General features: G+C 71.4%; 24 protein-coding genes and 1 pseudogene. 10 read left to right on the top strand and 15 right to left on the bottom strand.

The genetic code is table 11. From position 1 onward, the window contains the following. Positions 1–3: 3 nt before the first annotated feature. A complete protein-coding gene (locus ACFYZQ_RS02880; RefSeq protein ID WP_389140920.1) occupies positions 4–2,052 on the top strand; it encodes a DHA2 family efflux MFS transporter permease subunit in 2,049 nt (682 codons plus the stop codon). On the opposite strand, the gene ACFYZQ_RS02875 is transcribed toward ACFYZQ_RS02880, so the two are convergent. Then, the gene (locus ACFYZQ_RS02875; RefSeq protein WP_389141864.1) at positions 2,039–2,536 is read right to left on the bottom strand and encodes a GNAT family N-acetyltransferase; all 498 of its coding nucleotides are present in this window, start codon (positions 2,534–2,536) and stop codon (positions 2,039–2,041) included. The genes ACFYZQ_RS02880 and ACFYZQ_RS02875 overlap by 14 nt on opposite strands. A 126-nt stretch (positions 2,537–2,662) precedes the next feature. Beyond that, positions 2,663–2,821, bottom strand: a pseudogene (locus tag ACFYZQ_RS02870) (ANTAR domain-containing protein); the annotation flags it as partial. A gap of 262 nt (positions 2,822–3,083) precedes the next feature. Between ACFYZQ_RS02870 and ACFYZQ_RS02865 the strand changes: the two are divergent. Beyond that, on the top strand, positions 3,084–3,737 hold the full coding sequence (locus ACFYZQ_RS02865; protein ID WP_389140918.1) for a hypothetical protein: 654 nt from the start codon (positions 3,084–3,086) through the stop codon (positions 3,735–3,737). 5 nt (positions 3,738–3,742) lie between these two features. Further along, complete coding sequence (locus tag ACFYZQ_RS02860; RefSeq protein WP_389140916.1) at positions 3,743–4,405, top strand: hypothetical protein; 663 nt, start codon at positions 3,743–3,745, stop codon at positions 4,403–4,405. Here the strand turns inward: ACFYZQ_RS02860 and ACFYZQ_RS02855 are convergent. Continuing rightward, positions 4,394–4,843: a DUF1992 domain-containing protein gene (locus ACFYZQ_RS02855; RefSeq protein WP_389140914.1), complete on the bottom strand. Its 450-nt coding sequence runs from the start codon at positions 4,841–4,843 to the stop codon at positions 4,394–4,396. The genes ACFYZQ_RS02860 and ACFYZQ_RS02855 overlap by 12 nt on opposite strands. A 98-nt stretch (positions 4,844–4,941) precedes the next feature. Here ACFYZQ_RS02855 and ACFYZQ_RS02850 point away from each other — a divergent pair, with 98 nt between their 5' ends. Next, positions 4,942–5,334: a hypothetical protein gene (locus ACFYZQ_RS02850; protein ID WP_389140912.1), complete on the top strand. Its 393-nt coding sequence runs from the start codon at positions 4,942–4,944 to the stop codon at positions 5,332–5,334. 19 nt (positions 5,335–5,353) lie between these two features. Here the strand turns inward: ACFYZQ_RS02850 and ACFYZQ_RS02845 are convergent, their stop codons facing one another. Together ACFYZQ_RS02845 and ACFYZQ_RS02840 are read right to left on the bottom strand one after the other, a co-directional pair. Next, positions 5,354–6,025 carry an O-methyltransferase gene (locus ACFYZQ_RS02845; RefSeq protein WP_389140910.1) on the bottom strand — a complete coding sequence of 224 codons (672 nt, stop codon included), beginning with the start codon at positions 6,023–6,025 and terminating at the stop codon, positions 5,354–5,356. A gap of 233 nt (positions 6,026–6,258) precedes the next feature. Then, the gene (locus tag ACFYZQ_RS02840; protein ID WP_389140908.1) at positions 6,259–7,509 is read right to left on the bottom strand and encodes an FAD-dependent monooxygenase; all 1,251 of its coding nucleotides are present in this window, start codon (positions 7,507–7,509) and stop codon (positions 6,259–6,261) included. A 69-nt stretch (positions 7,510–7,578) separates the two neighbouring features. On the opposite strand from ACFYZQ_RS02840, the gene ACFYZQ_RS02835 reads away from it, so the two are divergent. Beyond that, entirely contained in the window at positions 7,579–8,148 is a 570-nt protein-coding gene (locus ACFYZQ_RS02835) for a TetR/AcrR family transcriptional regulator C-terminal domain-containing protein (protein WP_389140906.1), read from the top strand. 304 nt (positions 8,149–8,452) lie between these two features. Here ACFYZQ_RS02835 and proP read toward each other — a convergent pair whose 3' ends face one another. From proP to ACFYZQ_RS02815, 4 genes are all read right to left on the bottom strand, one after another. Further along, complete coding sequence (gene proP, locus ACFYZQ_RS02830; RefSeq protein ID WP_389140904.1) at positions 8,453–9,898, bottom strand: glycine betaine/L-proline transporter ProP; 1,446 nt, start codon at positions 9,896–9,898, stop codon at positions 8,453–8,455. A 294-nt stretch (positions 9,899–10,192) separates the two neighbouring features. Next, on the bottom strand, positions 10,193–12,538 hold the full coding sequence (locus tag ACFYZQ_RS02825) for an ABC transporter permease (protein ID WP_389140902.1): 2,346 nt from the start codon (positions 12,536–12,538) through the stop codon (positions 10,193–10,195). 40 nt (positions 12,539–12,578) lie between these two features. Next, complete coding sequence (locus ACFYZQ_RS02820; RefSeq protein ID WP_389140900.1) at positions 12,579–12,713, bottom strand: hypothetical protein; 135 nt, start codon at positions 12,711–12,713, stop codon at positions 12,579–12,581. A gap of 192 nt (positions 12,714–12,905) precedes the next feature. Beyond that, on the bottom strand, positions 12,906–14,141 hold the full coding sequence (locus ACFYZQ_RS02815) for a cytochrome P450 (RefSeq protein WP_389140898.1): 1,236 nt from the start codon (positions 14,139–14,141) through the stop codon (positions 12,906–12,908). 259 nt (positions 14,142–14,400) lie between these two features. On the opposite strand from ACFYZQ_RS02815, the gene ACFYZQ_RS02810 reads away from it, so the two are divergent. Together ACFYZQ_RS02810 and ACFYZQ_RS02805 are read left to right on the top strand one after the other, a co-directional pair. Continuing rightward, positions 14,401–15,570 (top strand): steroid 3-ketoacyl-CoA thiolase, encoded by a 1,170-nt coding sequence (locus ACFYZQ_RS02810; RefSeq protein ID WP_389140896.1) that lies wholly within the window; start codon positions 14,401–14,403, stop codon positions 15,568–15,570. Between the two features lie 177 nt (positions 15,571–15,747). Further along, the gene (locus ACFYZQ_RS02805; protein WP_389140894.1) at positions 15,748–16,746 is read left to right on the top strand and encodes a hypothetical protein; all 999 of its coding nucleotides are present in this window, start codon (positions 15,748–15,750) and stop codon (positions 16,744–16,746) included. A 14-nt stretch (positions 16,747–16,760) separates the two neighbouring features. On the opposite strand, the gene ACFYZQ_RS02800 is transcribed toward ACFYZQ_RS02805, so the two are convergent. Beyond that, on the bottom strand, positions 16,761–17,594 hold the full coding sequence (locus tag ACFYZQ_RS02800; RefSeq protein ID WP_389140892.1) for a helix-turn-helix transcriptional regulator: 834 nt from the start codon (positions 17,592–17,594) through the stop codon (positions 16,761–16,763). Positions 17,595–17,771: 177 nt separating this feature from the next. On the opposite strand from ACFYZQ_RS02800, the gene ACFYZQ_RS02795 reads away from it, so the two are divergent. Beyond that, a complete protein-coding gene (locus ACFYZQ_RS02795; RefSeq protein WP_389140890.1) occupies positions 17,772–18,506 on the top strand; it encodes an SDR family oxidoreductase in 735 nt (244 codons plus the stop codon). On the opposite strand, the gene ACFYZQ_RS02790 is transcribed toward ACFYZQ_RS02795, so the two are convergent. Continuing rightward, entirely contained in the window at positions 18,434–18,889 is a 456-nt protein-coding gene (locus ACFYZQ_RS02790; RefSeq protein WP_389141923.1) for a hypothetical protein, read from the bottom strand. The two genes, ACFYZQ_RS02795 and ACFYZQ_RS02790, sit on opposite strands and share 73 nt — an antisense overlap. Here ACFYZQ_RS02790 and ACFYZQ_RS02785 point away from each other — a divergent pair. Continuing rightward, entirely contained in the window at positions 18,779–19,120 is a 342-nt protein-coding gene (locus tag ACFYZQ_RS02785; RefSeq protein WP_389141862.1) for a hypothetical protein, read from the top strand. The genes ACFYZQ_RS02790 and ACFYZQ_RS02785 overlap by 111 nt on opposite strands. A gap of 155 nt (positions 19,121–19,275) precedes the next feature. On the opposite strand, the gene ACFYZQ_RS02780 is transcribed toward ACFYZQ_RS02785, so the two are convergent. From ACFYZQ_RS02780 to ACFYZQ_RS02770, 3 genes are all read right to left on the bottom strand, one after another. After that, positions 19,276–19,971, bottom strand: coding sequence for a YoaK family protein (locus ACFYZQ_RS02780; RefSeq protein WP_389140888.1), 696 nt, complete (start codon positions 19,969–19,971; stop codon positions 19,276–19,278). Positions 19,972–20,172: 201 nt separating this feature from the next. Then, on the bottom strand, positions 20,173–20,568 hold the full coding sequence (locus ACFYZQ_RS02775) for an MmcQ/YjbR family DNA-binding protein (protein ID WP_389140886.1): 396 nt from the start codon (positions 20,566–20,568) through the stop codon (positions 20,173–20,175). A gap of 43 nt (positions 20,569–20,611) precedes the next feature. Then, positions 20,612–21,043 carry a YybH family protein gene (locus ACFYZQ_RS02770; RefSeq protein ID WP_389140884.1) on the bottom strand — a complete coding sequence of 144 codons (432 nt, stop codon included), beginning with the start codon at positions 21,041–21,043 and terminating at the stop codon, positions 20,612–20,614. A 148-nt stretch (positions 21,044–21,191) separates the two neighbouring features. On the opposite strand from ACFYZQ_RS02770, the gene ACFYZQ_RS02765 reads away from it, so the two are divergent. Continuing rightward, positions 21,192–22,160, top strand: a complete 969-nt coding sequence (locus ACFYZQ_RS02765; RefSeq protein ID WP_389140882.1) for a helix-turn-helix domain-containing protein — start codon at positions 21,192–21,194, stop codon at positions 22,158–22,160. A 90-nt stretch (positions 22,161–22,250) separates the two neighbouring features. On the opposite strand, the gene ACFYZQ_RS02760 is transcribed toward ACFYZQ_RS02765, so the two are convergent. Further along, complete coding sequence (locus ACFYZQ_RS02760) at positions 22,251–22,667, bottom strand: transglycosylase SLT domain-containing protein (RefSeq protein WP_389140880.1); 417 nt, start codon at positions 22,665–22,667, stop codon at positions 22,251–22,253. Positions 22,668–22,808: the final 141 nt, after the last annotated feature.

Here is a 22,808-nt window from a genome sequence, read left to right as displayed (position 1 = left end):
GCCATGGCCCTGGATGCGCACGGCACGACGAGGAAGCCACAGAGTCCCGAGGACGCCGAGCACGTCCCCGGCAACGTCCTCGTCTCGATCGGGGCCCTGCTCCTCGGCCTGCTGCTCGCCGCCCTCGACCAGACGATCGTGTCGACCGCGCTGCCGACCATCGTCAGCGACCTCGGCGGGCTGGAACACCTGTCGTGGGTGGTCACCGCCTATCTGCTGGCCTCCACCGCCGCGACCCCGCTGTGGGGCAAGCTCGGTGACCAGTACGGACGCAAGAAGCTGTTCCAGACCGCGATCGTGATCTTCCTGATCGGCTCGGCGCTGTGCGGCATGGCGCAGAACATGCCCCAGCTCATCGGTTTCCGCGCGCTGCAGGGACTGGGCGGCGGCGGGCTGATGGTGCTGTCGATGGCGATCGTCGGCGACATCGTCCCGCCGCGCGAGCGCGGACGCTACCAGGGGCTGTTCGGGGCCGTCTTCGGCGCGACCAGCGTGCTGGGGCCGCTGCTCGGCGGGCTGTTCACCGAGCACCTGAGCTGGCGCTGGGTGTTCTACGTCAACCTGCCCGTCGGCGTCGTCGCCCTCGCCGTGATCGCCACCGCCCTGCGCATCCCGCGCAAGGCCGCCCACCACGTCATCGACTACCTGGGCACCTTCCTGATCGCCGCGGTCGCCACCTGCCTGGTCCTGGTCGCCTCGCTGGGCGGCACCACCTGGCGCTGGGCCTCGCCGCAGATCATCGGGCTCGCGGTGCTGGGCGTCGTCCTGGCCGTGGCCTTCGTCGCCGTGGAACGCCGGGCCGCCGAACCCGTACTGCCGCTGAAGCTGTTCGGCATCCGCACCTTCACCCTCGCCGCCGTGATCAGCTTCATCGTCGGCTTCGCCATGTTCGGCGCGATGACCTACCTGCCGACCTTCCTCCAGGTCGTGCACGGTGTCTCACCGACCATGTCCGGCGTGCACATGCTGCCGATGGTGTTCGGTCTGCTGCTGTCCTCGACCGTCTCCGGTCAGATCGTCAGCCGTACCGGCCGCTGGAAGGTGTTCCCGGTCGCGGGCACCGGCGTCACCGTGCTGGGGCTGCTCCTGCTGCACCGCCTCGACGAACACAGCTCCACCGCCGTGATGAGCGTGTACTTCTTCGTCTTCGGCCTAGGCCTCGGCCTGGTCATGCAGGTCCTCGTCCTCATCGTGCAGAACGCCGTCTCGTACGAGGACCTCGGCGTCGCGACCTCCGGCGCCACCTTCTTCCGGTCCATCGGGGCGTCCTTCGGCGTCGCCATCTTCGGCACGGTGTTCGCGAGCCGGCTCGGCGACAAGCTCACCGACGCCTTCCGGGGCGCCCGGCTGCCCGCCGGCCTGTCCGCGGACGCGCTGAAGTCCGACCCGCGCGGCATCGCCGCCCTGCCGCCCGCGCTGCGCCCGGCCGCCCTGCACGCCTACGCCTCGTCGATCACCGACGTGTTCCTCTACGCGGCGCCGGTCGCCCTGCTCGGTTTCGTACTGGCGTGGTTCCTGAAGGAGGACCGGCTGCGCGGCTCGGTCACGGCCCCCGACGTGTCGGAGACCCTCGCCCCCAACCCGGTCGAGCGGTCCTCGTACGACGAGGTGTGCCGGGCGCTGTCCCTGCTCGGCACCCGCGAGGGGCGGCGGGAGATCTACCGGACCATCACCGAACGGGCCGGGTACGACCTGCTGCCCGGGACGAGCTGGCTGCTGCTGCGGATCAGGCGGTACGGCTCGGTGGAGCCCGGCATGCTCGCCGAACGCACCTCCGTGCCGCTGAACGTGATCATCGAGGCCGCCCGCCAGGCCGAGGAGGGCCGGCTCGCCCTGCGCCAGGGCCCCGACCTCGTCCTGACCGAGGAGGGACGAGTGGTCGCCGAACGGCTGGCCCGGGCTCGCGAGGAGTCGCTGGCCGAACTGCTCGGCGACTGGTGGGGCCCCGAACGGCCCACCGACCTGGACCGGCTGGTGAGGGAGCTGACCGGCGAGCTGTGCGGCTCGGAGCGGGAGCGGCCGCACAACGGGACCGCCGTCAGGGCCGGTTGAGGTCCTTGCGGAACCAGTGCTCGGCGTACACGTCGTCGTTGTGCGGCTCGGACTCCGCGTAGCCCAGCCGGGCGTACAGGGCGCGGGCCTCCACCAGGTCGGTGCGGGTGTCGAGGACCATCCGCCCGGCGCCGAGCGAGCGTGCCGCCTCCTCGGCGGCGGCCACGAGGAGCGCCGCGCCGCCCCTGCCGCGCAGTCCCTCCCGCACGAACACCCGGGTGAGCTCGGCGGTGGCGGGGTCCAGGAGCCGTACGCCCGCGCTGCCGGCCGGTTCACCGTCGTACCGCGCCACCAGCAACCGCCCCGCGGGCGGCGCGAGTTCGGCACCGGTACGGGCCGCGATCTCCCGCTCCAGCTCCTCCGCCTCCGTCCGCCGCCCCTCGTGCAGCAGGTACCAGCGGTCGCTGACCTCCGTGTAGTACGCCCGCCAGAGCGCCGCGGCCACCGGGGAGTCGAAGGGTTCGGGAGCGATGGTCCAGGTCATGCCCGCATTGTCGGGAGACGGCGGGCACCCGCCGCAACCGAATATGCGTGCGCGCCGCAGTACCGCGCCGCGTCGGCGAACCGTTGCGGCTCGCCGCCACGATGGCGCAATTGGCGCGGTCTCGGCGAGACTGGTCCGGTGGCGGTCCGCGTAGTCGGTCAGCAGGTGTGCGGCCTCGCCTATGGACACCTGCGCGTATTCGGCGATCATGCCCTTGGCGATCTCCAGGGTGGCCTTGGCGGCGATGGCGCTCTGCGCGTGGGTGACCAGGCTACGCAGAGACACTTCCGGACGCGGGTGCGGTGTGCGGGTACGGCGACGAGTCGGGGCGCACGCCGGAGGTACTCGCCTGTCACCGCTTCCGAGTCCCCTTCGCCCTTCCGGGGAAACAGGCAGCGGCCTCGGGACCACCTCCGACCGACTCGATCAGGAGGCCGGCCGGTAACCGGAACGCGTCGCTTCGCTGACTGAGCGTCGTTTGTGGGCTCCCTTCCGGGCAACCCGGGCAAAGAACCGGCCCACGGGGCCGACACACCGGAAGGCAGACATGTCCACAGGCTTGATCATTGCCCTGATCGTGATCGTGGCGGCCGTGGTCGTTGTCGCGGCCGCCATGACCATGCGCGCCCGCGGCGGAAACGGCGGGCGGAACCTGAGGCGGCGCTTCGGGCCCGAGTACGACCACGTGCTGGCCCGGCACGACGGCGACACCAAGGCTGCCGAGCGCGAGCTGACCGAGCGGCTGGAGCGGCACGGCGGACTGCACGAGCGGCCCCTGGAACCCGCGGAGCGCGAACGGTTCGAGGCCCGCTGGGCGGCCGCCCAGGAGCACTTCGTCGACTCGCCGCGCGAGGCGGTGGCCGAGGTCGACCGGCTGATCTCCGAAGTGGCCGGCGCGCGCGGCTTCCCGGACGGCGGGCAGTACGAGGAGCAGCTCGCCGCGCTGTCCGTGCACCACGCCGGTCATGTGCAGGGCTACCGGCGCGTCCACCGTGCCGTCGCCCCGAGCGGTACCGGCACCTCCGCCGACGGCAGCACGCCCGGCACCGACACCGAGGAGTTGCGCGCCGCGATGCTGGAGGCGCGGGCGCTGTTCGAGGAGCTGACGCGTTCCGAGCCGCGTACCCCCGTCGCCCACAAGGCACAGCACGCCCACCGGCCCAACCGCTTCTTCCACCGCCACCAGGTGGCGGGGAGGTGACACACATGACCGATGCGAGCCGACGTGACACGACGACACCCGCGACCGAGACGCCCGGGACCGAGAATCCCGGATCCGCACCCGAGACGCCCCTGACCGAGACCTCCGGAACCCGGGCCCCCTGGGACGCCGAGTCCGGCACCGCGAGGCCCGGGACCGGCGGATCCGGCACGGGGAGGACCGACACCGGGACCACCGGCATCGGTACGGCCCGCACCGGGAGGACCGGCACCGGCGGGACCGACACCGGAACCACCGGCATCGGTACGCCCGACACCGAGACCGGCCCCGCGAGGCCGGCGACCGGGGCGACCGGCCTCACGAAGACCGCGACGGCGGCCCGGACCACTCCTGCCGCCTCCAGCGCCTCCACCTCTTCGACCTCCTCACCGCTCGTCGCGCACGAGGAGAGCGACAAGCTCGGGCTACGGCTGCGGCAGGCGGTCTCCGGGTTCGTCGACGGACCCCGGGACGCCGTCGAGGAGGCCGACCGGGTGATGGAGGAGGTCGCCGCCCGCTTCACGGAGGCGATCACCCAGCGGCGCCGCACCCTGCGCCAGTCCTGGCACTCCACCGACGGCAAGGCCGGGGCCAAGGCCGACACCGAACAACTCCGCCTGGTCCTGCGGGACTACCGCGAACTGGCGGAGCGCCTGCTACACCTCTGACGCCCCGGACGTACCCGTCCTGTCCGCAGTTCTGTCCGCCGCCCGGCGCTCCCGCCACTCACGTGCGACCTCCTCGACGTCGTACGGCTTCTTGCCCAGCGGGGGGCCGGGCGGCGGCTTGAACATCATGTCGCGGATCTTGACGTTGACGTCGTCGATGATCTTCCGTGCGATCCGTTCCGAGGGCGCCGCGTACGCCGCCGCGAGCGCGTCCTCGGCCTCCTTGCGCAGGGCCAGGGCCGGCGGCAGGACCGCCAGGCCCTCGCGGGCCAACTTGCGCTTCACCCACCACAGTTCGTCGTAGGAGGTCTCGAGGTCCCTCGGCAGCGGCTTGCCCGCGCCGGGCAGATGGTCGAACTCGCCGCGCCCCTCGGCGTCACGGATCTGCTTGTCGACCCAGGACTCGAACGGCACCCCGGGTGGCTTTCGCTCGGTCATGAGGCCATTGTGCCGGACGCGGCCCGGCCGGGCGTTTTATCATGCGGCGGCGGAGCGCCATCCGGCCGCCGTACCAGCACAGTCCAGGGGGAACGCCCGTGCTCGAACTCACCATGGCCACCGTCTCCGCGGCGGACGCGGGCGCCACGGCCGGCATGACGATGGCCGACGCGCCCAGCGAACCGGGTGCCGTGCTGCGGGTGGGCCGGGACGGGGCCGTGTGCCGCCTGGTGACGCCCGAGGACTGGCTGTTCGTCTCACGGGTCCACCTGGAGTTCCTGTGCGGGCCCGACGGCGGCTGGCAGGTGTCCTGGCTGCGCGGCTCGCAGGCCGACCCGTCCTCCGAGGTGCGGCTGACCGTCGGCGAGTACGCGCAGACCATCGCCTACGGCGGCACCGTACGGCTGCCCCGGGGCGGCTCCGGCGAGATCATCGTCCAGGACCGCACCGAGCCGCGCAGCGTCAACGTGGGCTTCTACCACGAGGAATGAAGCCGAGGCGGGGCGGCCCCTAGGCCAGCACCCGGGCCACGGCGAAGCCGTCGTACCCCTTGCTGCCGACCGTCTGGACCGCCGTACCGCTCAGCCTCGGGTGGGCGGCGATCAGCTCGATGGCCGCGCGGGTGCCGCGTACGTCGGGCTCGATGCTCTCGGCGTCCACGACCCGCCCGCCGCGTACGACGTTGTCGACGATGATCAGGCTGCCCGCGCGGGTGAGTCGCAGCGCCCACTCGATGTAGTGGGCGTTGTTGGCCTTGTCGGCGTCGATGAAGACCAGGTCGAAGGGGGCCGGGTTCTCGTCGGCCAGTTTGGGCAGCGACTCCAGGGCCGGGCCCACCCGGACCTCGACGATCTTGTCCAGGCCCGCTCGAGCGATGTTGCGGACGGCGACCTCGGCGTGCTTCGCGCTGTACTCCAGCGAGATCAGACGCCCGTCGGCGGGCAGGGCGCGGCCCAGCCAGATCGTGCTGTAACCGCCGAGCGTGCCGATCTCCAGGATGGTGCGGGCGTTGTGGATCTCGGCGAGGAGCTGGAGCAGCTTGCCCTGGTTCGCCGTGACGTTGACGTGCGGGAGCTGGGCCGCCTCGCTGTCGCGCAGCGCCGCCTGGAGCACCTCGTCGTCGGGCGAGAGGTGACTGCTGAAGTAGAAGTCGACGTCGTCCCAGAGCTGTGACCCGCTCATGATGCGTCCACTGCCTTTCCGTGTCCCGGTACTAACTCGGATACCCCGGCGGCACCTGGAGCAGCCGCCGTGACCGCCGTACGGCGAACACGGTCGCCCCCGCCACGGCCACCGCCAGCATGCCACCGATGCACCCGGCCCCGTCCGCATTCCCTCCGCCCGGCCGGGCCCCCTGCCGGCACGGCGTGTCCACCGCAGCCACCGACGCCGGCTTCCGCATACGTGAACAGGGCTCAGGCACGGCTGACCGGTGCCGGATCCGCGGGGAGCCGCCAGTCGCCGCCGCGGTCCTCCCTGGAGAAGCGGGCGGCGAGTTCCGGGACGCGGAAGAAGCAGGCGAGGGCGGTAGTGGCCTGGAAGGCGTCGATCGCGCGCTGGGTCATCGGCAGGCCCAGCCGCAGCAGGCGCGGGTTGACCTGGCCCTGGATCTCGTCGGTGAAGGGCCGTAGCGCCCTGTCGTAGTTCGCCAGGGCGGTCGGCAGGTCGCCGGAGTGGCGGTTGATCTCGCCGGCCAGGACGTGGGCGCCCGCCAGACCACCGGAGACGCCCATGCCGCTGTACGGGGAGGCGCAGTGCGCGGCGTCGCCGGCCAGGACCACGCGGCCGTCGGACCAGGTGCCGGTGCGGACCTGGACGATCTCCTGGGAGTAGAAGAACGGGCTGGTCTTCATGCCCGCGACGAAGCGCTCGGTCTGCCAGCCGGCGTCGCGGAACCGGTCGGCCCAGAACTCCTGCCGGCGCTCGACGGGCGCGCGGTGGATCGCGGATGCTTCCTCGGACTCCTCCCGCAGCACGAAGTACACCTGGGTCTCGGTCGGGTTGTGGCTGCGGCGCATGATCTGGCGGCCTCCCGGAACCATGTAGGTGTCCCGGATGTCGCTGTCGGAGGCGATGCGCGGGACGAACCAGTAGGCCATGTGGATGCCGACGCGCCAGTACGGGTCGAAGCCCCGTGGCAGGAGCGCCCGCCGGATGCGTGATCCCTGTCCGTCCGCGCCGATCAGGAGATCGAATTCTCCGGACGAGCCATCGGACAAGTGCGCGACGACCTTGTGCTCGTCCTGCTCGAAGCCGTCCACGCTCCTGCCGAAGACGTACTCGGTGTCGTCCTTCGTCGCGTCGTGGAGAATGCGCACCAGGTCGCCGCGCATGATCTCGTACTCGGAGGTGAGGGTCTGCCGGCCCTTTCCGGAGGCATTGGCCATGATCGTCGCCCTGGCCTTCCCGCGGGCGTCGAGGAAGGCGACACCCCGCTCGTCCACGAGCGCGCCGCGCACGGCGTCGAGGAGGCCCATCCGGCTGACGGCCTCGATGCCCTGCCCCCGCAGGTCCACCTGGGCGCCGGCGGCCCGCAGTGCCGGGAAGCGTTCGGCCACGGTCACCCGGTGGCCGCCCCGCGTGAGCCAGAAGGCCAGGGCCTGCCCCGTGATGCCGCCGCCGACGACGAGGATCCGCAGGGACTGCGTTCCTAATCCTGTGGTCATGCCCGCGCTCCAGAATCTATCAGTGAATGATTTCTTTTGAGATTCATCTATCAGCGATAGATTGTCAACGTGACAAAGGTGAACCGTGAGACCGTCGTCGCCGAGGCGCTCGGCCTGCTCGACGAAGTCGGACTGGACGCCGTCAGCACGAGGCGGCTGGCGAAGCGTCTCGGCGTCGAGCAGCCGTCGCTCTACTGGTACTTCCGCACCAAGAGGGAACTGCTGGCCGCCATGGCGGATGCGGCGATGGCGCCCCACGCGGAGCAGCCGCTGCCGACGCCCGGCGACGACTGGCGCGACTGGTTCCTGGAGAACACGCGCAGCTTCAGACGTACCCTGCTGGCGCGCCGGGACGGCGCCCGGCTCCACGCCGGCACCACCCCCACCGGCGACCTCGACCGGATCCGCCGCAAGATGGAGTTCCTCGTCGCCTCCGGTGTGCCCGAGCGGGAGGCGCAGATGGCGATGCTGGCCGCCGGCCGCTTCACGGTCGGCAGCGTCCTGGAAGAGCAGGCGGATCTCGGCCCCTGCGACGCCGCGGAGCTGCCGGCCGACGTGCCGGTGATCGATCACGAGTCGGCGTTCGAGGCGGGCCTCGCCCTCATCCTGCACGGCCTGGCGCACCGCACGGGGGCGTAGGGCGGAGCCCCGCAGGGCCAGACCCTGCCCTGGTTCAGGACGGGCCACACCGGGGTGCAGGGGCATAGCCCCACGGGGGCCGGGGCGCGGACCCGGGTGGTGTCGAAGGGGCGAAGCCCCTCGGGGCGGGAATGGGAGCCCGCATGCGTGACTCCGGTACAACACCTGTAAGAGCCCCCATGGAACCCCGCGGCCCTGTGGGGGCGCAGGGGTGCGGGTGCTGGCGTCCTGTCCGGTGCGGGGGACTCCCGTCGGGCCTCGGGTGGAACCCCCCGGGACCGGACCGCTCACCCGCCGGATGCAGTCAGCCCTGTTCCACCGACGGCGCCGACCCCAGCAGCGGACGCCCCGCGGACTCCGTCATCCGCCACACCGCGAACCCGCCGACGACGGCCGCCGCCATCATGTAGTACGCGGGCATCATCATGTTCCCGGTAGCCCCGATCAGCGCGGTGACCACCAGTGGAGTCGTGCCGCCGAACAGCGACACCGACACGTTGAACCCGATCGACAGGGAGCCGTACCGCACCCGGGTCGGGAAGAGCGCGGGCAGCGCGGACGGCATGGCCGCGGTGAAACAGACCAGCAGCAGCCCCAGTGCCCCCATGCCGAGCCCGACCGCGAGCAGGCTGCCCTGCCGGATCAGCAGCAGTGCCGGGATGGAGAGGAGCAGGAAGCCCGCACACCCCGCCGCGATCACCGGCCGACGGCCGACCCGGTCGGACAGCGCACCCGCGAGCGGCTGCACGATCATCATCAGCGCCATCACGCCGAGCACCACGAGCAGCCCGTGCGTCTCGTCGTACTTCAGCTCGCTGGTGAGGTAGCTCGGCATGTACGACAGCAGCATGTAGTCCGTGACGTTGAAGACCAGCACCAGGCCCATGCACAGCAGCAGCGCCTTCCACTGCCCGGCCACCATCTCGCGCAGCGGCACCCGCGGCCGGCTCGCCTCGGCCTTCTCGACCTCGGCCGCGAACGCCGGGGTCTCCTCCAGCCGCAGCCGCAGATACAGGCCGATGATGCCCATCGGGCCCGCGATCAGGAACGGGATCCGCCAGCCCCAGGTCAGCAGGTCGTGCGAGGACAGCAGAGCCGTCATCACCGTGACCAGGCCCGCGCCGCCGATGTAGCCCGCCAGCGTGCCGAACTCCAGCCAGCTGCCGAAGAAACCGCGCTTCTTGTCCGGCGCGTACTCGGCGATGAACGTCGACGCGCCCGCGTACTCACCGCCGGTGGAGAAACCCTGCACCAGCCGCGCGGCCAGGAGCAGCAGCGGCGCGCCGACGCCGATCGTGGAGTACGACGGGATCAGGCCGATCGCGAAGGTGCCCGCCGCCATCATGATCATGGTGACCGCGAGGACCTTCTGCCGGCCCACACGGTCGCCGAGCGGGCCGAAGACCAGGCCGCCGAGCGGCCGTACCAGGAACGCCGCGGCGAAGGCGCCGAAGGTGGACAGGAGCTGGGCGGTCGCGTTCCCGGAGGGGAAGAAGACCTTGCCCAGGGTCACCGCGATGTAGCTGTAGACACCGAAGTCGAACCATTCCATGGCGTTGCCCAGCGCTGCGGCCTTCACGGCACGCTTGACCAGCGCGGGTTCGGTGACGGTGGCCTTGGGGACCCGGGAGGTCTTCAGGGGGGTGGACAAAGAGGCGGCTGTGGCACTGGCCAAAGCTTCGCTCGCCTGCCTTTCGACGGGGACTGGGACGCGGTCCGCACGTCGGCGGGCGGGCCGAAAACCGACCATAGGGGCATCGGTGCACGTCACGCGGCGTACGCATCTCGATGCATGCAGCATCTAAATGTGCCGTGTACAGGCACGTCCCACCACCGACCAGCCGGTTTCCGGCCGCCCGAATGTGATCCTTCTCGCGCCCGGTCCGAGGAACCGCACCGCTGGTCTCCCGCATTCGCTCCGGTGAGCAGGGGGCGGTGTCGCCCCCCCCGGAGTGATCGCCGTACCCGCCTCGGCCCGCCAGGCCGGCTGGGGACGTGATCGGCGCGGCGCCGCCCAAGGGACCAGGGTGGCCGCGCCCCTTGCTCACTCGGTGCGCAACACCCGGGCGATGGTCTGCCGTGCCGCCAGGCGTGCCGGGATCACCGCGCCCAGTGCCGCGATCACCACCCCGGCCAGTACCAGCAGTGTCATCGACCCGGGGTGCCAGACATCCAGCATCCGCGCCGGGAAGGTGAGTTGGGCCGAGTGTTCGGTTATCGGGATCACCACGTGGTACGCCGCGACGCCGAGCGGCAGTCCCAGGATCCCGCCCAGCAGGCCGAGCCCGGCCATGGACACCACCATCATCACCGTGACCTGGCGCGGCGTCATGCCGATCGACTTGAGCATCCCGAGATCCCGCCGGCGCTCCCGTGCACTGAGCACGACGGTGTTGAACACGCCCATGGCGGCGACCAGCGTCAGCATCAGGGTCAGTGCGGAGGCGGAGCTGATGACAGTCACGGCGTCCGCGCTGAGCGCGGTGTTCTTTTCCGGGTAGAGCCCCGGGTCAGCGGCTCGTACGGCCTTGGTGTAGGCGTCGAGGTCGGCGCCGCGGGTGAGCCGGACCCAGTACTGGTTGGCCTGCGCGTCCGGTGCCAGAGCCGTCATCGTCGCCCAGTCCGCGCGCATCCAGTTCTCCGGGGCGCCCAGGATCTCCCCGACCAGGGTCACGCGCTCGTGTCGGCCGTTCGCCACGGTCACACTGAAGGCGTCACCGAGCCGCAGCCCCTGCTTGGCGAGGAATCTGCCGGATGCCACCACCTCGCCGGGCCTGCGCGGCCAGCGCCCCCGCGCCAGGCTGTCCGGGAAAGTCGACCGTCCCCCGCGCACGCCTTCGATCGCCACTCCTTCGCTCCGGCCGGGGATCCGTACGTCGGTGAAACCCACCGCGGCCACGTCCGCGACATGCGGCAGAGAGCGCAGGAGCTTCTGTGTCGTGACGTCGTCGTGGTGCGGGGCGGTCTGATCGAACCTGGTCTGTCCTCGCCAGACGGTCGACTGTGCCTTGCCGGAGTCCTGTGCCGCGTGGCCGTAGCGGACCATGGTGGCCGACAGGCCGGTGGCGAAGGTCACCGTCGCCACTCCGAGCAGCACCGAGGCGACGGTGAGCAGGGCCCGTCCGGGCCGGGCGAGGGGCAGGCCGAGGCCGAGGGTGACCGAGCGGGGGAGCCGGACGCCGGTCAGCCACCGCTGTACGGTAGGCGCCCGCCCGGTGTGCGGTGCGCTGCCCGCGCTGATGGCGCGCGCCGCGGAGAGCCGGTGGGCGCGCAGGGCCGGGATCAGCGCGGCCAGCAGCACCGTGACGGGCGTGCCGATGGCGGCGGTCGCGTACGCCCAGGAGCCGATCGTCGGCTCCATGTTCGCGGTGCCGAGCTGTGCGCCCTGGAAGACCTGGTGCAGCAGCGGCCGTGCCACCACCCCGCCCAGGGCCGTGCCGACCGCCGTGCCCGCCGTGGCCGGGACGCAGACCATCACCAGGTAGACGGCGAGGACCTGTCGGGGCGTGAAGCCCAGGGACTTGAGCACGCCGATGTGCCGGAAGCCGGAGACCACGGCACCGCTCACCACATTGCCCACGATCAGGATCGCCACCAGCAGGCCGAGGATCCCGAAGGCCGTCAGGAACGGCACGAAGGTGTTGGGATTGGCCGCGACCTGCGCCCTCAAGGTCAGGTACGACTGGTGGGCGATCAGCGATCCGGACGGCAGGCCGGCGCTGACCGCCGCGGTGTCCTCGGTGACCTGACGGGGTGTCGCGGCGCGGTCGAACCGGTACATCATCTGGTACGTCGTGGGGTGCAGGGCCGTGATCTGCCGCGGGGAGACCCAGCCTTGCGCGGTCCCGCTCACGCTGGACGCGAGGCCCACCACGCTCAACGGCCGCCGGCCGGGCAGCCGGATCCGCTTGCCGAGGGGTGAGTGCGGCCCGCTGGCCATCCCGGGCGCGTCCGGCAGTGACAGCACGATCTGGCCGGGTCCGGAGGCCCAGTGCCCGGCGAACAGGTCCAGCCGGTCGACCGGGCCACCGGGGTCCGCGCGGCCCACGACGGTCAGGGGGCCCGGTGCCATCCCGGGCATCTCGGACGCCGCTTTCTCCGGCATCTGGATCACGGCTTCCGGAAACGGTCCGGCCGAGGCCCGTACACCGGGACGGTGCGCGGTCCGGGACAGCTGTGCGCCGGAGACCTTCGTCGCGTCGAAGGTGGCGATGACGTGTGCGCCGTGCGCCCGGCCGAAGATCTGGTCGAAGGGGCCGGACACGACGTCCAGCAGCCCGAGAGCGACCACCAGAGCCATGCTGGAGACCAGCGCCACCACCCCGATCACCGAGGTCTGCAGCCGGCGGCGGCGCACGGCCGCGACCGAGGCCCGCCACACCGCGCTCATGCCGCCCGCTCCGGAAGGAGCGCCGGAGCGGTCTCGTTGATCACGCCCATGACACCCCGTTCAGGGCAACGGTGTCCCCGTACTCCTCGCGTAACCCGCGCACCCGGACAACCGCCTCCCGCATGGCGACCGCCCCGGCCCCTGTTCCCGTGCCGCTCATCTCTTCGCTGGTCATGACAGGGACGCTAGGTGGCGCCGCCCGGCCCGGTCATCAGCCCGCGGATGCAACCCGGGGCGGTGCTCATCCCGGGGATGTACATGACGCTGCACATCCCCCGGGGGAGGCAGGAACAGGGCGTAGGGGCGTTCCTGCCTCCCCGGGTCGGGCCGGCGGCGCCGGGAGCCGCCGGCCCGGGCATGTGGAGGGTCAGGCCGTGGTGACCCGGAGTTCCTTGACGCCGTTGATCCAGGCGGAGCGCAGCCGGCGGGGGTCGGCGGCGAGGCGGAGGTTCGGCATCGCGTCGGCTGTCGCGTTGAAGATCAGGTCTATCTCCAGGACCGCCAGGGACTTGCCCAGGCAGTAATGGGGGCCACCGCCGCCGAAGCCGAGGTGGGGGTTGGGGTCACGGGTGATGTCGAAGGCGCCGGGGTCGGTGAACACCTCGGGGTCGTGGTTGGCGGAGGCGTAGAAGAGGCCGACGCGGTCGCCCTTCTTGATGTGCTTGCCGCCCAGTTCGGTGTCCTGGGCCGCCGTGCGCTGGAAGGAGTTGACCGGGGTGGCCCAGCGGACGATCTCCTCGGCGGCGGTCGACGGGCGCTCGCGCTTGTAGAGGTCCCACTGCTCGGGGTGGGTGAGGAAGGCGTGCATGCCGTGGGTGATGGCGTTGCGGGTCGTCTCGTTGCCGGCCACCGCCAGCATCAGCACGAAGAAGCCGAACTCGTCGGAGTTGAGGTTGCCCTCGTTCTCCGCCGCGACCAGCGTGGTCACGATGTCGTGGGCCGGGCACTGCTTGCGGTCGGTGGCCATGTTCATCGCGTAGGCGATCAGTTCGGCGGCGGACTCCTGGCCGATCTCCTCCGTGATCGCGTACTCCGGGTCGTCGTACGCGATCATCTTGTTCGACCAGTCGAAGATCTTCGCCCGGTCGTCCTGCGGGATGCCGATCAGCTCGGCGATGGCCTGCAGCGGCAGTTCGCAAGCGACCTGGGTGACGAAGTCGAAGGGGCCGGAACGGGCGCCGGCCGCCGCGACGATCGCCTCGGCGCGGGCGCGCAGCCGGTCCTCCAGGGCGCGGATCGAGCGCGGGGTGAAGCCGCGCTGGATGATCTGACGGACCCGGGTGTGCTCCGGCGGGTCCATGTTCAGCAGGATCAGGCGCTGCGCGTCGATCGCCTCGCGCCGCATGTGCTCGGTGAACCGGATGATCGCCGTGTTGAGGTAGGAGGAGAAGATCTCCGGGTGCGTGGAGACGTACTTGACGTCCGCGTGCCGGGTCACGGCCCAGTAGCCGTCGTCCGCGAACCCGGCCAGGCCGTGCCGCTGCGGGATCCAGCGGACCGGTTCGGTCTGCCGGAGTTCGGCGAACTCCGGCAGCGGGACGCGGTGGTGGAGCAGGTCGGGGTCGGTGAAGTCGAAGCCGTCGGGCAGCGCGGGACAGGGCATGAGCGACTCACTCCCACCAATCTGACGGTCCATCAGGAACCACGGTTGCCGTGAAGGTAGTAACGGGTTCTACAAGTAGCAAGGGGTGCGGCCACCTCAATTGCTTGCATCCCCCTTGCGATTGTGGACCCCCTGTCCGCAGACTGCACACGGAACTAGAACGCGTACTAGTTCCGCGTGGCGGGCGGCCGGGACGCCCGCGCCGCGCGGGTTGACCGGGCCTGCCCGCCGGACAGGCCCCAGGGAGAGGACGCATCCCATGGCCTCGGAGCCCGTGATCGTCGAAGCCGTACGCACGCCCATCGGCAAGCGCGGCGGCGCGCTCGCCAATCTCCACCCCGCCTATCTCCTGGGCGAGACCTACCGTGAGCTCCTCGGCCGCACCGGCATCCCCGCCGACGCGGTCGAGCAGATCGTCGGCGGCACCGTCACCCACGCCGGGGAGCAGTCCATGAACCCCGCGCGCACGGCCTGGCTGGCCATGGGGCTGCCGTACGAGACCGCGGCGACGACCGTCGACTGCCAGTGCGGCTCGTCGCAGCAGGCGAGTCACATGGTCGCCAACATGGTGGCGGCCGGCGTCATCGACGTGGGCATCAGCTGCGGCGTGGAGGCCATGTCACGCGTGCCGCTGGGCTCCGGGTCCAAGCACGGGCCCGGCAAGCCCTTCCCCGACGAGTGGAACGTCGACCTGCCCAACCAGTTCGAGGCCGCCGAGCGCATCGCCCGCCACCGCGGTCTGACCCGCGCGGACGTCGACGCCCTCGGGCTCCGCTCACAGGAACGCGCCGCCGTCGCCTGGTCCGAGGAGCGCTTCAAACGGGAGACGTTCGCCGTCCAGGTCCCGACCACCGAGGAGGAACAGCGCGCCGGGCAGGGCATGTGGCGCCTGGTCGACAAGGACGAGGGCCTGCGGGACACCTCCCCGGAGGCGCTGGCCCGGCTGAAACCGGTGATGCCGACGGCCGTGCACACGGCGGGCAACTCCTCGCAGATCTCGGACGGCGCGGCGGCCGTCATGTGGGCGTCGAAGCGGATGGCCCGCGCGCTGAAGCTGAGGCCCCGGGCGCGGATCGTCGCCCAGGCCCTCGTCGGCGCCGACCCGCACTTCCATCTCGACGGCCCCATCGACGCCACGCGCGCCGTGCTGGGCAAGGCCGGGATGTCCCTGAAGGACATCGACCTCGTCGAGATCAACGAGGCGTTCGCGTCCGTGGTGCTGAGCTGGGCGAAGGTCTTCGACCAGAACCTCGACAAGGTCAACGTCAACGGCGGTGCCATCGCCCTCGGACACCCGGTGGGGGCGACCGGGGCCCGCCTCATCACCACCGCGCTGCACGAACTGGAGCGCGCCGACAAGGAGTTCGCGCTGGTGACCATGTGCGCCGGGGGCGGACTGGCCACCGGGACGATCATTCAGCGGCTCTGATCGGCCTCGGGTCGGCCACCCGGCCGGGGCGGGCACCGGTCACCCGCCCGTCCCGGCTGCCAAACCGGCTCATACGGTCTCGTGTCGAACGTCTGACCCACTCGACCTGTTTCCCGGACATCCCCGCCAACCCGCCGCTATCGTCACCGCAACGGTACGGCGGTCGGGGGAACAGGCATGGCACGGCGATCGAACACACCCGGCTGCGGATGCGGTGGCTGCCTCGGGCTCCTCTTCGGCTGGCCGTTCGTCGGCTATGTGCTGCTGCTGCCGATCACCCTGCCCGCGCTGCTCGCCGACCAGGAGCACGGCCCGCGCACCACGACGCCCGCCCAGAACGCCGTCCTGTGGGTGGTCTCCGCGCTGGTGGTACTCGCCCTCGCCTGGGCCGCCCAGGGGCGCCGCCGCCCGAAGCCGCTCGTGCTGCTGCCGCACACCGCGCTGCTCTCCGGCGCCGCCGCCCTGGCCGCCTGGGGCGCCATGCGGGTCGACCGGTCCATCACCGCGAGCCTTCGGGCGCACCCCACCGGCACCCCCACCGAGCTGCCGTGGTCGTTCACCGCCACCCTGGAGACGGTGGCCGCCGCCTTCGCCGTGGCGATCACCTTCCACGCCATCCGCTGGTGGTGCCGTCGCAACGATCCGCCGCCGCGGGTGGTGATCCAGGGCCGACGTCCCGACACAGGCGGGGAGTCGCGCCGCCCCCGGCCCGGCGAGATCTGGCTGGCCGACGTCCCGAAGCGGGAGAACGACAGCGAGACGCTCCAGCACTACTGCGTCATCGTGCGCAACCGTGCCGCGCACGCCGAGGTCATGCAGATCACCAGCAAGGACAAGACCGGTCGGCGGGACTACATCCCGTTCCCGAACGACGGCTGGGACTACACCGAGCGCGAGCACTGGCTGGAGGTCACCCTGCCGCCCCGCCGGGTCCCCTACGGCAACTTCCTGAAGCCGACCCCGCAGGGCGACTGCCCCGAGGCGGCCTGGCACACCATCACCCGGATCATGAGCCGAGCCGAAGGACGTCACCAGACCACCAAGAACCGCACAGGCCGCCTCACCGGCGGGCAGCGGCAGAAACAGCAGGGCGCGGGCGGCAACCGCAGGTTTCGACAACCGCCGCGACCTCCGCGACCGCCCCAGGGCTCGGGGCGGAGCGGACAGCCCAGGTGAGGTCCTGCCGACGGCTACCTGGCGGGCTGATTCGCGCCGGCGTGGAGGGAGCCGAGCAGGCCCAGGGCCTGGGCGCTGGGACTGCCGGGTTCGGCCTGGTAGACGACGAGTTGCTGGCCCGGAGCGTCGCGTACGTCGAACGACTGGTAGGTGAGCGTCAGGGGGCCGACCTCCGGGTGGAGCAAGTGCTTGGCGTCCTGGGCCTTGCCACGCACGGCGTGGGCGTTCCACAAGCGGGTGAAGTCGGCGCTGTGTTCGGAGAGGGCGCGGACGAGGCCCCGCAGCCGGGGGTCGTCGGGATCGAGGCCGGCCGCCTGACGCAGGTGGCCCACGGTGGCCTGCGCCGTGTCGCTCCACCGGGTGTAGAACTGCCGGCCCGCCGGGTCGAGGAAGGTCATGCGGGCCAGGTTGTCCGCCTGCTCGAACGGTGAATGGAGTGCCTCGGCCAGGGCGTTGCCCGCCAGAACGTCCAAGGTCCGGTTGACGACGAACGCCGGAGCGCCCGGACAGCCGTCCATCAGCCGGCGTAGGGCGGGACTGACGCGGTCCGTGGTGTGGGTGAACTGGTTGCCGGGCGCCGTCCCCGCCAGCCGGTGCAGGTGCGCGTGGGCATCCGGGTCCAACCGCAGGGCACGGCCGAGCGCGTCGAGTACCTGGGCCGAGGGGTGGCGTTCGCGCCCCTGCTCCAGGCGCGTGTAGTAATCCACGTTCACCCCGGCCAGGACGGCCACCTCTTCACGGCGCAGCCCGGTGACCCTGCGCACGCCGCAGCTCACCATGCCGACGTCCTGCGGCCGCAGGCCCGCCCGACGTGCGCGCAGGAACTCTCCCAGGTGGTTGGCGGTCATGCCCTCAGGCTAGTAGTGCTCCCAGAACCTGACGAAGCACTACTAGGCCGCGGGTGCGTGTGCTGCCTGGGTGCATCACACCCAGGCAGCACACGCCCTGGTCGGCGGCCTAAGGCCTGCACAGACTCGGTCGGGCCGGCAGATGGCCGGCATGCTCCACCGAGAGGAAACGCAGGCATGACAGACGCAGCCAAGGTCGTGTTGGTCACCGGAGCGAGCAGCGGGATCGGAGAGGCGACCGCCCGCCGGCTGGCCGCCGACGGGCACCGCCTGCTCCTGGGGGCGCGGCGCACCGATCGTCTCGAAGCGCTGACCAAGGAGATCACCACGGCGGGCGGCACCGCGGCCTTCCAGCGGCTGGACGTCACGGACGCCGACGACGTCGGGGCCTTCGTGTCCGCCGCGCGCGAGCGCTATGGGCGAGTGGACGTGCTCGTCAACAACGCCGGAGTGATGCCGCTCTCGCCGCTGGAGACGCTGAAGACCGACGAGTGGGACCGGATGATCGACGTCAATGTGCGGGGAGTCCTGCACGGTATCGCCGCCGCGCTGCCCGCGATGCGTGCTCAGGGCGGCGGGCACTTCGTGAACATCGCCTCCGTCGGGGCGTACGAGGTCTCGCCCACCGCCGCCGTCTACTGCGCCACCAAGTTCGCCGTCCGTGCGATCTCCGAAGGACTGCGTCAGGAGTCCGGCGGAAGCATCCGGGTCACCCTCGTCTCCCCGGGCGTGACCGAGTCCGAACTCGCCGACAGCATCTCCGACCCTGCCGCGAGGGAGGCCATGAAGACCTACCGCGCCGTGGCACTCCCCGCCTCCGCCATCGCGGAGGCCATCGTCTACGCCGTTTCCCAGCCCCCGCAGGTCGACGTCAACGAGATCGTCGTCCGTCCCACGGCAAGCGCGCAGTAGAGCGCGCGACGGGAACGGAGGGCCTGATCGACGGGTCCCCCGACCGCGGCGGCACTAAAGGTGCGCCGTACGTCCTCGAGCGCGTCGGCGATGGCGGCCACCCCCTCGGCGATGGCGGTGCCCGGTTGGACCGCGTAGCCGAGCAGCAGTCCGGGTGGGCCGGGGCACTGGCGGTGCCACGACAGCGGGTGCGTCTTCACGCCCCGAGCGAGCGCGGGCGCCGCCAGCGCGTTGTCCTCGAAAGCGGCGACCACGTCTTCGTCTGCCTCGTCCTGGAACACCTGGCGGATCAACGCCAGGCGCTGCGGACCCTGCGCCGCCTCGTGCGTCCCGGCGGAACCCCCACCGTGATCGAGGGCGACCACGGGGCGGTGTTCTTCCATCCGGACAGCGCCTACGCCCGCGCGCGCCGCCATCGACTGCCAGGTCCGGTTGCAGTCCGCCGCGGGCGGCGACGCGCTGCTCGGGCGCGCCCTGCACCCGCTGCTGACGTCCGCCGGCTACGAGCAGGTGACGGTCCGTCCGCGCACCGTGTACGCCGACAGCTCACGGCCCGCGCTGGTGGGCGGATTCATCCGGAGCACCTTCATGGCCGTGGTCGATTCCGTACGTGAGCAGGCACTGGAGGCGGGTCTGGTGCCTCCGGCGGACTGGGACCGGGATCACCGACCTCCAGCGCACGACGAATGAGGACGGTACGTTCCACTGCACGTTCCTCAAGGCCGAGACGGTGAAGGCGGGGAAGGCCTGATGCGGCCGCTGCCTGGGCCTACTCCCGGCCGGATGTCACCACCGCAAGCACCCCCGCCGTCAGCGCCCCGATCAGCAGTGGCACGCCCAGCCCGTGATGGAGGACCAGCGAGGCGCCCAGTGCGGCGCCCACGGCTATGGCGACGACGGCGGCGATACGGCGCGGGTGGCGTCGACTCGAACCGTCGCCGACGGGGGAGTCGGAGGCCAGGCTGGTGAGGGTCATGGTCAGGACGGTGGTCGTGAGGTCGGGCACGCCCAGCTTGCGAACGGTCGCGTTGCGCAGGCCCATGGCGAATGCGGTGAGGGCGATCAGCGCGTACGTGGTGCGGAACGGCGCGAAGAAGGCGACAGCCGCCGATCCACCCATCAGCACCGCCTCGCCGCCGAGCATCACCCGGGCCCAGGTCCGGCGGGAGCCGCCGCCGTGGCGCGCCGCGACCCGGCCGCCCACCACGGCTCCCGCCAGGTAGCAGCTCAGGGATGCCGCCGCGTGCGCCACGGAGAAGCCGGGCGCTCCGGCCGCGGCGAAGCCCAGTACCACCACGTTGCCGGTCATGTTGGCCGTGAAGACCCGGCCGAGGCCGAGGTAACTCACCGCGTCGATCAGGCCGCTCACCACGGTCAGCACCAGCAGCACGACCACCAGGCGCACTCCGCGCCGCTCGGGGTCGTCGAAGTTCTCGGTGTCCTCGGTCCGGCTCTCCGCCGTCATGTGCTCTCCGGTCGGTGCGACGGGCAGGGCGGCCCCCAGTCCACCACGGGTGCACGGAAACGCCGTACATCCGCGCGCACCCCCGCCGCCGTGGGTGAGGGCGCGTACCTTGCCGGGACGCGGGCGGTCAGGTCCGGGCGGGCCGTCGGCCGGGAGGTACGTCGCTGATGATCAGGAACACCAGCCGTTCCCCGGTGACGGTCACCGCCCGGCCCCGGCACGTCGAGCGTACGACCTCGGGTCCACCGGCTGCCGCGCCTTCGGCAGACCCGCGACCACCAGCCGGTAGGAGTCCGTGACCAGCTCCTCGACCAGGCCATGATCGATGGCGTCGCCACCGTGAAGGGTGATCCAGTGCTTCTTGTTCATGTGGTAGCCGGGGGTGATCTCCGCGTACTGCTCACGCAGGGCCGCCGCCTCGTCGGGCGCGCACTTGAGGATCACCATCGGCTTCCCGGTCACCTCGGTGACCAGCATGAACACCTTGCCGCGCACCTTGTGCACGTCCCACTCGGGGCCGAAAGGGTGCTCCAGCACGGTGCCGGGCAGCGCCTCGGCGCACTGAGCGGCCAGCCGCTGAACCTGTCCGCCGTCCATGACGCGTGTCTCCTTCCTCCTCCGTACGGTCCCTGTCTCCTGCTCAGGACGCGATCGCCTCGGTCGCGGTCCGGGTGAACGCCCAGTTGGAGTGCACGATCCGCCACTCGCCGCCGATCAGCCGGTATGCCTCCGTGGCGTTCCAGGCCCGCAGCCGCCGCTCCTTGCCGTCGTCGTCGAGCACGTACGTGTGGAGGTTGTAGGCCAGGACCGCCAAGTCGCCGCCGTCGCCGACGTGCACGGCGGGGTTCAGGTACTCGCTGCGCACGATGTGCGGGTTCGAGTAGATCGCCTCCACGTGGGAGATCACCTTGTCGCGGCCCACGACCACGTCCTCCAGGGTCGGATCGAAGTAACTGATCTCCTCCGCGTAGTTGTCGAGGTAGCCGCGGTTGTCGCCGGCGCTCCACCGCTCGTTGAGGGCCTTCTCCAGCTCCAGAACGGTTTTGCTGATCGCTGCCTTGTCGACGCTCATACCGAGTCCCTTCGTGGACGCCGTGGAAGGTCGTATCCACCGGCACGTGTGAACTCCCGGTGCCGGACGGCACCGGTGGCCCGCTGTCGCGGACCCGGGAACCACTTTGTCCGGCGCTTGCCCGGTTAGGGCGCTAAACTGCGGACACATGATGGTCTCTGACGGACACTTCGGCGCGGACGGGACCGCCGACCCTCCCCGCGGCGCACCCACTCCGCTGTACGGCTTCCAGCCGCCGGCCGGAACCCCGTACAGCCTGGAGGTCACCACAATCGAGGACTTCCACGCCGAGCACGACGACTGGCCGTGGAACCCACCCCGCCCGGGCCGGGCCACCTTCCACTACCTGATCCTCGTGACATCCGGCGTGCTGAAACACGACGTCGACCACATCACCCGAATCATCACCCCCGGCCAATGGCTCTGGGTGCGCCCCGGCCACGTGCAGTGCTGGCACCCGCCCTCCACCACCACCGGGCCCTTCATCCTCTTCGAGCCGGACGTCCTGGAGGCCGGGACCGCCCGTCTGCTCGCCCCCGCCACCGCGCACGACGCACCCGCCGTCCTGACCCCGCACCCGGACGACGCTCCCTGGGCCGAGCGCACCGCCCACCAACTCCTCGACGAACACCGCGCCTTGGGGCGGCGCCCCCTCGGCCTCCACCACGCCCTGCGCCGCAGTCTCCTCCAGGCCCTCCTGCTGCGCCTCGCCCACAGCCACGGCGCCCCGGCCACCCCCTCGCCCATCACCCGCCGCGCCGCACTCCACCGGCGGTTCCTCGACGCCCTGGAGCTCCACTTCCGCGAGCTGCACCACGTGGACGACTACGCCCGGCTGCTCGGCTGCTCGGTCCGCACCCTCACCCGCGCCGCCCAGGACGCCGGCCACGACGGCGCCCGCCAGGTCATCGACGAACGCCGCCTCCTCGAAGCCCGCCGCCTGCTCGCCCCCGCCGGCTGGACCGCCCGCGCCGTCGCCGCCCACCTGAACTTCCCCGACCCCGCCGACTTCGGCCGCTTCTTCCGCCACCACACCGGCCTCCCTCCCGCCGCCTACGCGGTACAGGGAGAACACCAGGAGCACGGCTCCAGGCCGCGCTCCGGCCAGGAGTCTTGAGGCGCCGTCCTTTTCGTCCGGACACGCACGCGCACCCCCGCCCGTCGTGGGGCGCAGGGTGCGCGCGGCTGCCGGACCGGGGTGGCCGGGTCAGTACCAGCCGTTGGCCTGCCAGAACTTCCAGGCTGCGGCCGGGTTGCCGTAGCGGGACTTCATGTAGTCCAGGCCCCACTTGATCTGAGTGGCCGCGTTGGTCTTCCAGTCGGAGCCGGCCGAGGCCATCTTCGAGCCCGGCAGGGCCTGGACGAGGCCGTAGGCGCCGGAGGAGGCGTTGGTGGCGGCGACGTTCCAGCCGCTCTCATGCTCGACGATCTTGCTGAACGCGGTGAACTGGGCGGCGTCCGGGATCATCTTGTGCGCGATCGCCTGAGCCTGCGCGGGCGCCGTGGCGTTCGCCGCGTGCGCCGGGGCCGAGGCCAGCACCATGCCGGCGGTGGCGGCGGCCACGGCGGCGGAGGTGACGGCCTTCCTCGGAGAAGCGATGCGACGGATGACAGAGACGGACACGGAGAACCTCTTCGTACGGGGACAGGGCTGCGAGGGCTTGTCGGCGCCTGGCGACCGCTCCACGGAAACAGGCGGAAGAGATGTCCGCAATCGCCCCCTTTACTAGTGGTGGCCGGATCCGAGTGGAAAGTCTCGCCTGCG

The sequence above is a fragment of the Streptomyces sp. NPDC001843 genome (genome assembly GCF_042891955.1).
GTDB lineage: Bacteria > Actinomycetota > Actinomycetes > Streptomycetales > Streptomycetaceae > Streptomyces.
The sequence above is the reverse complement of the archived record's forward strand: the minus strand, read 5'-3'. Positions and strand labels throughout refer to the sequence as shown.